General features: G+C 61.7%; 11 protein-coding genes. 6 read left to right on the top strand and 5 right to left on the bottom strand.

Annotation, left to right across the window (positions count from 1 at the left end; all coding sequences use genetic code 11):
* The first annotated feature begins 56 nt into the window (after positions 1–56).
* Together ACPYIS_RS05845 and ACPYIS_RS05840 are read left to right on the top strand one after the other, a co-directional pair.
* The gene (locus tag ACPYIS_RS05845; RefSeq protein ID WP_424859766.1) at positions 57–731 is read left to right on the top strand and encodes a Crp/Fnr family transcriptional regulator; all 675 of its coding nucleotides are present in this window, start codon (positions 57–59) and stop codon (positions 729–731) included.
* Positions 728–1,768, top strand: a complete 1,041-nt coding sequence (locus tag ACPYIS_RS05840) for an acyltransferase family protein (protein ID WP_424859767.1) — start codon at positions 728–730, stop codon at positions 1,766–1,768. The genes ACPYIS_RS05845 and ACPYIS_RS05840 overlap by 4 nt, the downstream gene beginning before the upstream one ends.
* Here the strand turns inward: ACPYIS_RS05840 and ACPYIS_RS05835 are convergent.
* Together ACPYIS_RS05835 and ACPYIS_RS05830 are read right to left on the bottom strand one after the other, a co-directional pair.
* On the bottom strand, positions 1,741–2,667 hold the full coding sequence (locus tag ACPYIS_RS05835; protein ID WP_424859768.1) for a GNAT family N-acetyltransferase: 927 nt from the start codon (positions 2,665–2,667) through the stop codon (positions 1,741–1,743). The genes ACPYIS_RS05840 and ACPYIS_RS05835 overlap by 28 nt on opposite strands.
* 25 nt (positions 2,668–2,692) lie before the next feature.
* Entirely contained in the window at positions 2,693–4,450 is a 1,758-nt protein-coding gene (locus tag ACPYIS_RS05830; RefSeq protein ID WP_424859769.1) for a PIG-L family deacetylase, read from the bottom strand.
* Positions 4,451–4,725: 275 nt separating this feature from the next.
* On the opposite strand from ACPYIS_RS05830, the gene ACPYIS_RS05825 reads away from it, so the two are divergent.
* The 4 genes from ACPYIS_RS05825 (at position 4,726) to ACPYIS_RS05810 (ending at position 9,948) form a co-directional block, all read left to right on the top strand.
* Positions 4,726–6,636: a glycosyltransferase gene (locus ACPYIS_RS05825; protein ID WP_424859770.1), complete on the top strand. Its 1,911-nt coding sequence runs from the start codon at positions 4,726–4,728 to the stop codon at positions 6,634–6,636.
* On the top strand, positions 6,633–7,751 hold the full coding sequence (gene wecB, locus ACPYIS_RS05820; RefSeq protein ID WP_424859771.1) for a non-hydrolyzing UDP-N-acetylglucosamine 2-epimerase: 1,119 nt from the start codon (positions 6,633–6,635) through the stop codon (positions 7,749–7,751). The genes ACPYIS_RS05825 and wecB overlap by 4 nt, the downstream gene beginning before the upstream one ends.
* A gap of 614 nt (positions 7,752–8,365) precedes the next feature.
* A complete protein-coding gene (locus ACPYIS_RS05815; RefSeq protein WP_424859772.1) occupies positions 8,366–8,884 on the top strand; it encodes a hypothetical protein in 519 nt (172 codons plus the stop codon).
* Between the two features lie 74 nt (positions 8,885–8,958).
* A complete protein-coding gene (locus ACPYIS_RS05810) occupies positions 8,959–9,948 on the top strand; it encodes an IS5 family transposase (RefSeq protein WP_066708478.1) in 990 nt (329 codons plus the stop codon).
* Positions 9,949–10,117: 169 nt separating this feature from the next.
* Here ACPYIS_RS05810 and ACPYIS_RS05805 read toward each other — a convergent pair whose 3' ends face one another.
* The 3 genes from ACPYIS_RS05805 to ACPYIS_RS05795 are packed head-to-tail and all read right to left on the bottom strand — an operon-like array spanning position 10,118 to position 12,934.
* Positions 10,118–11,449 carry an ABC transporter ATP-binding protein gene (locus ACPYIS_RS05805; protein WP_424859773.1) on the bottom strand — a complete coding sequence of 444 codons (1,332 nt, stop codon included), beginning with the start codon at positions 11,447–11,449 and terminating at the stop codon, positions 10,118–10,120.
* Entirely contained in the window at positions 11,367–12,173 is an 807-nt protein-coding gene (locus ACPYIS_RS05800; protein ID WP_424859774.1) for an ABC transporter permease, read from the bottom strand. The genes ACPYIS_RS05805 and ACPYIS_RS05800 overlap by 83 nt, the downstream gene beginning before the upstream one ends.
* Positions 12,170–12,934 (bottom strand): glycosyltransferase family 2 protein, encoded by a 765-nt coding sequence (locus ACPYIS_RS05795; RefSeq protein WP_425973972.1) that lies wholly within the window; start codon positions 12,932–12,934, stop codon positions 12,170–12,172. Before ACPYIS_RS05795 ends, ACPYIS_RS05800 begins: the two co-directional genes overlap by 4 nt.
* Positions 12,935–12,987: the final 53 nt, after the last annotated feature.

The raw sequence follows: 12,987 nt of genomic DNA, 5'->3' as shown, positions 1-12,987 counted from the left end.
GCGACGGTTTCGAATCGTTCCCATTTTACGAAATCTACGCTAAGAGAGGAGCGGATTTGCCGGTCTCAGCCCTGGTTTTGCAGGCCAGCCCTTTTTTTGCCGAGACACCCGAAAACGTGCTGAGCTTCGCTGCCAGCCATATGGAGCTGTGGAGCCTGCGCCGTCGCGAGGTTCTGCCCCCCAATGGAGGGCCGTTTGCGGGTTTTGCGCTGGTGGTTCAGGGAACGGTGCAAGCCGTGGAGCGAACCTTGGATGGCCGCGAGGCGCCGCTGGTCTCTGCCTCTGCGGGCGATGTGCTGGGACTGGCGCAGCTGCTGGCCGATCGCCCGCTGCTCATGCACTGGGTGGCGGTCCAAGGGCCAGCCACGGTGGCGGTTTTGCCACGACCACGGGCCTTGGAATGGCTGCAGATGCCCACCGTGGCGCTGCGCGCCGCGCGGTGGTTGGCGCAGCAAGTCAACGACATGGCAGCATGGCAGAAGTTTTTGGCCATCCACCCGGTGAGTGCGCGGGTGTGCGCCAGCCTGCTGCACCTGATGGAGCCAGGGGGCCGTCTGCGGCTGCCGACCCATGCGGAGCTGGGCTGGCGACTGAATACGACACGCGAGACGGTGACGCGGGTGTTGCAGCGACTGCAGCAGGATGGCGTGGTGCGGCGCGATGGCGAGCGCTGGCAGGTTTATCAACCCGACGCGCTGCGTCGCTTGGCGCAGCCGGAAAGCCCCACATGATTTGGTCGGTAGAGGCATGGCGCGGCGCGGCGGCGCTGCTGGTGGTGTGGGCGCACTGGGCGGTGCCGCTGGGCTTCGAGCCTAACTATGGGCGCTATGCCTTCGTGGGCGTGGATCTGTTTTTTGTGCTGAGCGGTTTTGTGTTTGCGCCGAGTCTGTTCGGCGGCGTGGGGCCGTTGCTGCCGTATGCGGTGCGGCGGGCCACGCGGATGCTACCGGCCTACTGGGTGGCGCTGGCAGTCTATGTCGCCTTGGCTGCCGCTGCCGGAAAGCCGCTGCTGTACCTGCCGCAACATGTGGTGCTGGCACATCTGCAAAGCCGGGAGATGGCGTTTTACTACAACCCGGCGTTTTGGAGCCTGCCCGCGGAGTTGGAGTATTACGCGCTGCTGCCGGTCTTGGCCTGGGTATGTGCGCGCTGGGGTCCGCGGGGGTTCGCCGCGATGCTGGCCGCGGCCATCGCGCTGCGGCTGGGGTTGATGGCAGCGGCGGATGCGCAGTCGCAAAACCTGGCTTACCTCGCGCTGCACCATCTGCCGGGCTTGATACTGGAGTTTTTGCTGGGTGCGTGGGCGTGGCACTGGGGGCGCACAACCAACCAGAGTCGGCGGCCCCTGGCCGCGGTGCTGGGCGCAACACTGGCTGTCGCGACCGTGTGGGCGTACCCGGTGCTCGAGCATTGGGCAGGCGGGCACGATTGGAAGAACGGGCAGCTCGGCGCGGTAACGGGGGCAGCCTTTGCGTTGTGGCTGGCCGGCACGGCCCACGCGACGCCCGTCTGGGGCTGGTTGCGTGATGTGGGTTGGTGGGCTGGGCGACTGAGTTATGGGGTTTATCTGCTGCACATGGCATGGCTGCCGTGGCTGGTGGTTCTGCGATCGGCAGTCGGAGCATGGCAGGCACTGGCGCTGGGTTTGGTGTTGCTTATTTTGAGCGCCGAAGGCTTGCACCGGTTGGTCGAAGCGCCCGCGCGCGCTTGGGGGCGGCAGTGGGCTGCCGCTTGGATTCGTCAAAAGACGTCGGTGTCACCCGGCTGAAACCGGGGCAGCGGCCAGTCGGGGTGGAAGCGTCCGTTGCCGCTGATCTCCACCGCGACGATCGGGGTCGAGACCATCGGAAAATCCCCTGGCAGCCAGCAGCACCAGCCGCCGGTTCGGCTGGCCGCAGCCAAAGCGGCCAGTGCCGGCCGCAGCGGCAGATCTGCGGGCAGACTGGCGTCGATCACCTCGGGTGAGCCGGCTTCTCGCGTGACCAGCCAGCCCCGCGGCGATGCCCAGGCGCGGCGCAGCAGCCACAGGCGGTAGCGCTGCGTGGGATGACGGGCGTAGCGCCAATCGAGGTAGGCGGCGGTTTTGAGCAGGCCGATGCCGGCAACCGATGGCGCCGCGGTGCGGCGCCAGAACGCGGCCAAACCTGGATCGTGCAAGGCAGACCACGGCACGGCCTGCGCACGCCAACCTTGGGTGGCGCGCCAGCGCGCGAGCAGCCCGCGCGGAAGGTCATCGCCTTGCTGCGCCGCACAGGTGTAGAGCCGCCGGTAGAGACCCATGCGCTCGCCCAGGCGCGCGGGGCGTATGCCTGGGAAACCGTAAATAAACATCGGCCACGATGCAGGGCCGAGTGGCTGGAGCGTGTCATCGAGGGCGCGCATGAGCTTGCGGTAGAGGTTGCCCGGGCCCAAATCGCCACGCGCCTGGGGATGGACCATGACATCGCAAACTTGAACCCAGCGCACGGGTTGGTCGCCCCAACGGCCCTCGAACATCTGAGCGCCGGCGTGGGCCAGTAGCTGACCGCTGCCGTTGACAGCGACGATATTGACCGCGCCCAAGCCCGGGGCTTGCGCGAACTTCCAGCGCCACTCTTGTGGACTACGCGGATGGCCAAAAACGGTATGAAAAAGCGCGCAAGCGGACTCGATGTCGTCCGCAGTCATGGGCCGCAGCTGAACCACCACCGCTTTACCCTCCGCGCAGACGCCGTGCCAGCGAGCGCAAAGGCTGCGTCCAGCGCCAGGTCCGCGAACCCAGAACCAAAGCCAGCTCGCTTTCGGTGTGACGCAAGCGGGCCTCGGTGTCGCGCAGGCGAGCCTCTGTAGCGTGCCGGTCCTGTTCGGCGGCGCTTAGCTGCACGTGCGCCCGGGCGAGGTCGGTTTCACGCGCATCGAGGGTGATGGCGTGCCACGCCACCACGTCCGCGATCTGCGCCGCCGACCATCGGTCAGCCGCGCGTTCGAGGATGCGACGATGCCAAACTGACCAGTGATGGGGATGCGCCGGGTTGGCGAGCTGAGAATGGCCCTGCCCCTGGCGGTACAGCGCACTGACGCCGGGCACGTGCTCGAAGGGGCCAAGGGCGGCGAGCTGGCACCAAAAATGCCAATCCTCGAGCACAGGCAGGGTAGGATCGAAACGCGCCCGCGCACGCCGTACCGCGTCACGCCGAAAGAGCACTGCATGGATAGGTAGAAAGTTGATGCCGTGAAGGCGCTGCGGCGCCCATGGCAGGTCGTATTCGCGCACGGTCTGGCCGAGCACATCGATGACGCGCACACCCGCGTAGGCAGCGACCGCCTGAGGGGCTCGCTCCAGCGCGGCGACCAGCCGCTGGATGTGCTCTGGCAGCACAACGTCATCGTCATCCAGAAAAAGGGCCAGGGGGGCATCGCACGCGTCGAGGAGCTGGTTGGCGGCCTCGGCACGCCCTAACGGGGGCGCACCATCGGCAAACGCCCCCGGATTGACGGTGGGCCCGGGCTCGATCAAGCGGCAGGCCAGCGCCGGATCCAGCAATGGAAGAGGCCGGTGCCGACGGCCGCTGGCATTGAGCACCCACACTTCGACGTTCGGATAGGTCTGCGCCGCGACGCTGGCGAGCGCGTCGGCGAGGCAGTCGCGGTCCATGCTGCGGATGAGCACCGCAACGCGCGGCAAATCCGCTGGCTGCAGCGCCAGCGCCAGGGCGCGACGCGGGGCAAACCAGGCTGCGGCAGACGGTCCCTGACGGCGCAGTGTCGCCGCATCCACGAGCAGAAACGCTTCGGCCGCCGCGCAACCGGGATGTCCGAACGCGCGCACACGGGCGAGCGCCTGCGCCTGCTCGAGGTAGGGCTGTAACGCCAGCTGGGACTGGAAGCATTCGATGGCGGCCCATTTGCGCGCAGCCACCGCCGTGATATCGACCCAGGCGTTGGGTACCGTGGGTGCGCCCACTTCGTAAAACAAGATACGCTCGACAGCCTGTCCAGCTTCCAGCGCCTGGACCACCGCGGCCACGCCGGCCAAGGCGACGGCCTGATGGTCGGGGTGAGGCTCGGTGAGCGCCGGCAGCAGCACTGTCTGGCAGGCGTGTTCGGCAAGGGCGCGCACCAGCATGTTTATGAGCGCCGGACCGTAGCGTACGGCGCCGTCGCGAAGACCCGGCACACGAATGGGCGGGGCGTACCCGAGCCGCGCCGCCGCCGCAGCCGACTCCTGCAGTCGATCCTCAACGGGCGGGTTGGCCACTGCGCGGTCGGTGAAGCCCTCCTCGCCAGACGTCAACAGCCACACTCGCGGCTCGAGGCCGGACTCTGCGAGCTGCGCCAGTAAGCCGCCCGCGCCAAGGACCTCGTCGTCCGGATGGGGCGCGACGCACAGGACGCGACCGAGTTCGCGCGGATCCAGTGCCGTCTGGTGGGCCGGGTGCCCCCATGCGGGGTCATGCGGGCGATCGAGCATGGGCGGCACGGCTCTTGAGCGAGCGTTGGGTTCTCATCTCGGTTACAGGTATAGTTTTGTGTTTTGCTAACGCCCTCACGGGCGTGTCATGGGATGTCATGCTTCGCCAACTTTATCACCGTCTCCCACTGCCACCGAGCTGGAAACGTTGGCTGCAAGCCCAGCGCCACCGCTGGCAGGTTGCGCGCGCGAAGGGCGTGTCACACGAGGCAGCGGCCTCGACAGCGGGGAGCGACGCCGGGGCGATCCCCTCTTGGCCATCTGCGCGACCTGGGGTGCGCGACTGGATTTTTTTTGGGGTGATCGATTGGCACTTCCGCCATCAAAGACCGCAGCAGTTGGCGCTGGCGCTGGCGCGACAATGCGAAGCACGGGTTTTTTACCTGACACCGCATCTGCGGCCAGTGGCGGGTGCGGGTTATGCGGCTGAGTGTGTCGATCCCGAGAGGGCGGTGTACCAGATCGCTTTGCACACGGCCCGGATCCCCAACATCTATGAACATGTTGCCGACGGCGAGTCGTTGGACCAGTTGCGCGCCGGTCTCGCACGCCTATGGCTGGATGCCGAGATCGGCTCAGCGGTCTGCGTCGTGCAACACCCGTTTTGGCTGGAGCTGGCCCGCGGCTTTGGCGACGCGCTGCTGGTTTATGACTGCATGGATCACCACGCGGGATTCGACAACACGGCGGACGACCACGCGCCACGGGAGTTGGCACTGCTGGCGCAGAGTGACTTGACGGTGGTCACTTCAGACTTCCTGCAAACCTGGGCACGACCTCACGCGCGCGCGGTAGCAATGATACGTAACGCCGCTGACTACACCCACTTTTCTCGAGCGGCTCGGACGCAAACACCGGCGTCGCCTGCGAAGGCGCGGCCCGTCGTGGGTTACTACGGTGCCATCGCAAGCTGGTTCGACATGGCACTGATCGATGCCCTTGCCAGCCGCATCCCGGATGTCGACTGGGTACTCATTGGCGAAGACACGGTAGGCGCCCGTCAGTTGTTGGCCCACCATACCCACGTCCGCTTACCCGGCGAAGTGCGCTATGCCGAGCTGCCGTCATGGTTGGCCTCCTTTGATGTGTGTCTCATTCCCTTCAAACGCACACCGCTGACACTGGCTACCAACCCCGTGAAGGTTTACGAGTACTTGAGCGCCGGGAAACCGGTCGTCGCCACGGATCTGCCGGAATTGACCCCTCTCGCCGATGAGGGGTTAGTGGCGCTGGCGAGCGACGTCGATGGCTTCGAGCGCGCGATTCGCAACGCCCTGGCCGAATCGCCAGTTACCCAGACGGTATTGGAAGCGCGGCGGATGGCGTTCGCTCGGCAACAGACGTGGGACGCACGCGCACAGAGCCTGCAGGCGTCACTCAACGATGTATCCGAACCCCGCGTGAGCGTGGTGGTGGTTTGCTACAACCAATGGCCCCTGACCCAGCGCTGTCTCGACAGCCTGCAAGCGTGTACCGATGGGGTGCCCACACAGGTCATCGCGGTTGATAACGCCTCTAGCGACGAGACCGCCCAAGGCCTAAAGCGCTGGCAAGCGCAAGACCCACACCGACGTCGGGCGGTCATCCTCGAAAAAAATCTTGGCTTCGCCGGCGGGGTCAACGCTGGCATGGCCCACGCGACGGGTGACTACCTGGTCGTGCTCAACAACGACACCGTCGTCACGCCGGGATGGGCACGGGGTTTGCGACGGCACTTCGAACGCAACCCGCGGCTGGGATTGCTTTGTCCAGTAACGAACAACATCGGGAATGAGGCCCGGATCGAGTTACCCGCAGATGGACTGGAAGCCGTGTTGCGCGCAGCACGGACTTACACCCGGTGTCATTCCGGGCAGTGTTTTCCTCTGCAAACCGCAGCCTTCTTTTGCGTGATGCTGCCACGTTGGGTATGGGAGCAGATCGGCCCGATGGATGAGCGTTTTTTCCCGGGTTTTTTCGAGGACGATGATTATTGTCGGCGACTGCAGGCCGCGGGATTTGAGATCGGGTGTGCGGAGGACGTGTTCGTCTACCACGAACTGTCGGCAACCTTCGACCAGGAAGGTGCGCGACGCAAGCGGGAAATCTTTGAACGCAATCGGCAGCGATACGAAGAGAAGTGGGGTCGCTGGGAGCCGCACCGCTATCGCATGGCGCCCGTAAATAAACCGGAGACCTCTGTATGAAGCGTTGGCATTTGGCAGTGCTGATAGGTACGCGCCCCGAGGCGATCAAGATGGCACCCGTGGTTCGAGCGATCGAGGCCGAGCATGACGCGCACTGCAGTTTGGTGTTGACCGGGCAGCATCGGGACTTGGTGCAACCGATTTTGGATCTCTTCGGACTGAAAGCCGTACACGATTTGCAGGCGATGCGCGAGCAGCAGTCGCTGGCGGCGCTGACTTCACGGGCATTGGCTGGATTGGATCGCTGGCTCGAGACGGCAAAACCCGATGTGGTACTGGGTCAGGGGGATACGGTGAGCGTACTCGCGGGTTCGCTGGCGAGCTTTTTCCGTCATATCCCGTTTGCCCATGTGGAAGCCGGTTTGCGCACACGCAATCCACTGCTGCCTTTTCCCGAAGAAATGAACCGACGTCTGACGGCACAGGTCGCTCGCTGGCATTTTGCCCCCACCGAAAACGCGCGCGCCGCCTTGTTGCGTGAAGGACACGCCGCGACACAGATTGAAGTTACAGGCAATACGGTGATCGATGCGTTACTCGACGTATTGGCCATGCCCAAGCCAGCGGACCTTCCCGTCGATGAAAACCGCCCTTATGTATTGGTGACTGTACACCGGCGCGAAAATCATGGCGAAGCACTGATTCGGATCGCCAACGCGTTGCGGCAATTGGCAACCCGGTACCCCAGCTTCGATTGGATAGTACCCGTGCATCCGAACCCTGCCGTGCGCGAGTCTCTGCAGCGCCTTCTGAGCGGCGTCAGCAATGTGCGTCTGATCGCGCCGGTTCCCTACGGCAGTTTTTGCTGGCTAATGAAAGGTGCACGGCTCATCCTTTCCGATTCTGGGGGGATACAAGAAGAAGCGCCTGCGCTTGGCGTGCCGGTACTGGTGTTGCGAGAGGAAACCGAGCGCCCCGAAGCCGTGGCCATCGGCGCCAACCGACTTGTGGGTACGCAGACGGAGGATATCGTTGCATCGACCCACGCAGTGTTGGAGGACTCCGCGCTTTACGCCCGCATGGCCGCCGCTGGCTCACCATTCGGAGATGGACACGCGGCTGTTCGCATCGTCGCACGCCTCATGGGCGATCTGCGCGCCGCGGCACGCCAATGAAACTACTCTACCTAGCACCGGTACCACTGGCAAGCTTTGCCCAGAGGCCCCACCATTTCGTCCGGTGGGTGCATGAACGCTTCGGGGCGCGTGTCTTGTGGATCGATCCCCCACCCGCCCGGCTGCCGCGATGGGCTGACGTGCGGCGTTTGATATTAAACTCGGGCGGTAGTGGGGCGCTGGCGAGTCCATGGACGCAGCAACCATGGATCGAGCGGTTGCACCTCCCTGCAATACCACTCGAACCTTGGGCGGTTGGCCGTGCAATCAATGGCCGCCTGCAACGTTCCGCGATCCGCCAGCTCGACCGTTGGGTCGACGAGCACACCTGGCTAGTACTCGCCAAGCCCTGTGCATTGGCGCTGACCCTATGTCGTCGATACGCCAACCGCCCCACGATGTTCGACGTCATGGATGCCGTACCGGAGTTTAGCAGCGGAGCATCTAAGCGTTGGCTGTCTCATTGCGAAGCCTTTCTCGCCACGTGCTGCACACGCGTGGTGGTCTCGGCGCCCTCATTACTGTTTCGGTTGGGAATCGATCCAAATGATCCTCGCGTCAACGTAATCCCTAACGGACTGGAACCACCTCCTCCGAATCACTCGGCTAAACGGGTGTCCACCATCGATCGACCGCCGCGCTTCGTCTATGTCGGCGTGATTGCAGACTGGTTCGACTGGGACGTGGTCACCGCCCTCGCCAGGCGTTTTCCATTTTCACCCATCCGTTTGTACGGCCCCTGTTACCGCAAGCCTCCCCCTGACACACCCTCCAACGTGGTTCTTTGCGGCCCCTTGCCGCACGAGGAACTCCCCACCGTGTTGGAGGAAGCCGACATCGGCCTGATTCCGTTCTTGAGCAATTCGCTCACGCAACATGTCGATCCCGTAAAATATTACGAATACCGTGCGGCAGGACTGGGGGTTCTGAGCACAAGATTTGGAACGATGGCGAATCGCGGCGTCGACGATCAGGTTTTATTCTTCGATACGCAACCCACGGCACAAGAGCTGAAAGCCATCGCGAAGGCAGCATCGCATGAAACTATCCGCCAAAGTTTTTGTGCGCTGAACGCTTGGCCACGGCGGTTCGAACGATTGGCCTCCTGGTTCAGCTCCTCCGCTTCCCTCTGATCAGCTATCGGTCGGCCTCTAGGGAAGGTCTGCAAAACCTTCCTGCCAGACTGCCGGGATGGGACAATAGCGACATGAAGCAGATGAGTCTGGAGGCGCCGATGTATACGGGCTTTGAGCTGCGCGCCAAGCGCACCCGCAAGCGTGCGTTTTTGGAGCAGATGGACCGTGTGGTGCCGTGGGCAGAGTTGGTCGCACTCATCGAGCCGTATGCGCCGAAGGCGGGTCCCAAGGGTGGGCGGCCACCCTTTGCGGTAGAGAAGCTGCTGAGGATTCATTTTTTGCAGCAGTGGTTTGGTCTGTCGGACCCGGCGGTGGAGGAAGCCTTGTACGACACGCCGCTGCTGGCGAGCTTTGTTGGTCTGGACCTGGGGGTGGATGTCGTGCCGGATGAGAGCACCATCCTGCGCTTTCGCCACCTGCTGGAGCAACACGGCCTGAGCCAGCGTATCCTCGAGACGGTCAATCGCATCCTGACCGAGCGTGGCCTCATGCTCAAGAGCGGCACCATCGTGGATGCCACGCTCATTGCTGCTCCCAGCTCGACCAAGAACGCCCGCCGTGAGCGCGACCCTGAGATGCACCAGACGAAGAAGGGCAACCAGTGGTACTTCGGCATGAAAGCGCACGTTGGGGTCGACGCCGAGACAGGGCTGGTACACACGGTGGTGGCCACCGCTGCCAACGTCTCGGATGTGACGCAGGCGCATCGGCTCTTGCACGGGCAAGAGACCGACGTCTTTGCCGATGCGGGCTATCAGGGAGTGGACAAGCGAGCGGAAAACCAGGGCAAGCAAGTCGCTTGGCACGTGGCCATGCGGCCGGGCAAGCGCCGGGCATTGGACAAGCGCACTTTTCTTGGCCAGGTGATGGATGCCTTGGAACGCACCAAGGCGCGCATTCGTGCCAAGGGTGAGCATCCGTTTCGGGTACTCAAATGCCAGTTTGGCTACCGCAAGACGCCCTATCGAGGCTTGGCCAAGAACGGCGCGCAGCTCAACGTCCTGTTTGCGCTGGTCAATCTGTGGCTGGCGCGCAAAGCCTTGCTGGCTGCGACGGGATAAGTGCGCCCGCAGTGGGCTCACTGGGGCCGGATGAGGCTGCAGAGGGCCCACGAAGGGGCTTGCTGGAGCCCAAGAACCGTTCAGCATCTGTTTCGATCCCATCCTACGAAACGATATTGACCCTGAACTCGTCGCCACGAACGAGTGGGCGGGGTAGTGCAGAGGTTCCCTAGTCGCACTCGCGGCTTGCCTTGGACAACCAACGGCCCTCCCAGACAAAGAATCCTAGATCCGGCGTATCACGATGAAGATTGACGTGAGCAACGGGGTCGATCCACTGGTAGACGTGCATCCCGCGCTCACACAGAACGTAAGCGCCGATGCGGTACCGACCTTTGTTGAATGGAAGACGATCACACTCCATAATCGCGGTTAAACGCCCCTTTCGATCGCGCAACAAAGGACGCCCGCTATCGAGAGAAAATTGGGTAGCTAGAATACGCCCAGATTCCGCAGAAACCACGACTGCCACGGTTGGGGTCGGGATATCAGGATCACTTTCCACATCAATCTCTACTCGCAAATTAGATTCACCACTGCGACCATAAAGCTCATCCCCCATTTGTCCATCGAGAAAAACACGCACCGCTTCTAACCTGGCATGACCACGTGGCGAGGGAGGCGCATGGAGCGGATTGGTTGGTGCTTCCTCTTCGTGCAATCGACCCTTCGCGTCGGACAATTGTCCGGTCGATTGATCAAGAAATTCTTGATATTTCGCTAACACTCGGCTGACCTCTCCCTGCTCACGCACCCGACCCTCGTGCAGCCACATGGCGGTATCGCAGAAGATTTCGACGTGGTAAAGCGCATGGCTGCAAAACAGAATGGTTGCACCACGCTGCCGAATCTCCATAATACGATCAAATGACTTGCGCGCAAACGCACCGTCACCGACCGATAACGCCTCATCGACGATGAGGATATCGGGATCGACGCTCGTGGCGATCGAAAACGCCAGACGGACGTACATCCCGCTTGAGTACGTCTTGACGGGCTGATCGATATGGTGACCGATACCAGAAAAATCGATGATCGCATCCATCCGCTGGGCGATCTCTTGTTCACTCAATCCCAACGTCACTGCGTTCAAATAAATATTTTCACGTCCAGTAAACTCTGGGTTGAAGCCCGACCCAAGTTCCAGCAGTGCCGCAACGCGTCCATGAACTTGCATGCGCCCCTCGCTCGGGGCAAGGGTGCCTGCGACGAGCTGTAATAGCGTCGATTTGCCTGCGCCATTCAGACCGACGATTCCCATCGCCTGGCCGCGAGCCAGGCGAAAGCTCACATCTCGAAGCGCCCAAAAATCTTTTCCAACACTTGCGGCCCGTGGCCACAAGGCATTCAGAAGCCTATCGATCGGTCGCTGAAAAACCCGATAGCACTTACCGATTTGCTCAGCTTCGATGACCCAGTCAGAGCACATCAGAAAACCCTTCACGTAGCCGCTGGAACCACAGGTATCCCACGGCGGCAAATCCAAGCGCAGAAACGCCATGCCAGAAAAGCAAGGAAATATCCGATAGCCGCCCCAACATCAATGTCGAGCGCACGGCCTCCATTGCCCACGCGACGGGATTTGCCCATAGCAACCAATCCCAAGATGGAGGAAAAAAACTACCGGGATAAAATACGGGTGAAATAAACAGAAGGGCCGAACTCACCAAGGGGATAATCTGCGCGGTATCGCGCACATACACACCAAGCGCAGCAAGGCACCACGCCAATCCGACGACATAAACGGCCAAAATAGCCACAATGGCGGGTACAGCGACCCACGCGAGTGTCACTTTTCCCCAAAAAGGGGCAGTTAGCATAACCAAAATCAAGCTTAAGACGGCTTGCACCGCTGCAGCGCCTACGGTTACCACCGGTAGTAGCACCACGGGAAAGCGAACCTTTGTCACTAGATTGGCATGCGAGAGGATCGCTTGCGGCGACCGGTTCAAAACCTCTGCCGTAAAATTGAACACAGCCAACCCCACGAAGACCTGCACAATGTAGTATCCTACGCCCGTAGCAGTTCCGCTCATCCCATCGATAGGCCATCTAATGCCCATGAATTCATGAAACACGAGGGTAAAAAGCATTAACTGCAGCACTGGCTGAATCAATGTCCATGCCACCCCCAACATGGAGCCACGGTAACGACCGTGAATCTCCCGTCTCAGCCATAGTCGGTAGAGATATAGTCCTTGACGGGTGGAAGCAATGAAAGTCATCGCCATACAGATCGAACGGGCTTGCTGATTACAGCACGATAATGGGGTGTATGCCAAAGCATCCACAGACTTTGCAAATGCCACCAGAAATGCTGCCAGTGGCGGTGGCTCGCGCGCCTTGGTGAATGCCGTACTATCGCCTTTGTAGCCACCGCAATCTGCCATCCCTGAGCGCGCATACGCAGGCACAGATCGACGTCCTCACAATACATATAATAGCGTTCATCGAAGCCACCTATGGCTTTGAAGACAACAGATGGAAACAACATAAAGGAACCATTGATCCAGTGTTTGGGGGCTTCTTGCGATTTACCCCAAGGAACATAGCGGCGAAACAACCCCCGCGGAGAGGGCACCTCTCGTGCAAGGTCTTTGGCCGGCCCTCGCCCATCGGTCTGCATGGGGTAAGCACATCCCACGCGCCCATCTTGCAGACGCTCGATGAGGGCGGGAAACGGGTTCCCGATTAGGTGAATATCCGGATTCATCACACAAAAATATTCCGTGTCACACTCGGCAAAGGATTGATTATGGTTGGCCGCAAATCCCTGCGCACGGTCGTTCTGCAACACACGCACAAAAAAAGGCCACGAGCTACTCGTGATCCACCGCAACAGTGTCGGCTCAGGGATATTCAACGTCACTACCACTCGATGGATAGCAGTGGCCCCGTGCTGCGCCAGATCTTGCAGCAGGAGGGGAATCATGTCGCCATGACCATGGCTAACAATGGAAACGGTGACTGTTTTTGTGACAGACATTGAAATATCTTGCCTGACTCGGCACTTGCGTTCGTGCCCGGTATCAGTGATGC

It is taken from the genome of Tepidimonas sp. HKU78, assembly GCF_049860815.1.
Taxonomy (GTDB): domain Bacteria; phylum Pseudomonadota; class Gammaproteobacteria; order Burkholderiales; family Burkholderiaceae_C; genus Tepidimonas.
The sequence above is the reverse complement of the archived record's forward strand: the minus strand, read 5'-3'. Positions and strand labels throughout refer to the sequence as shown.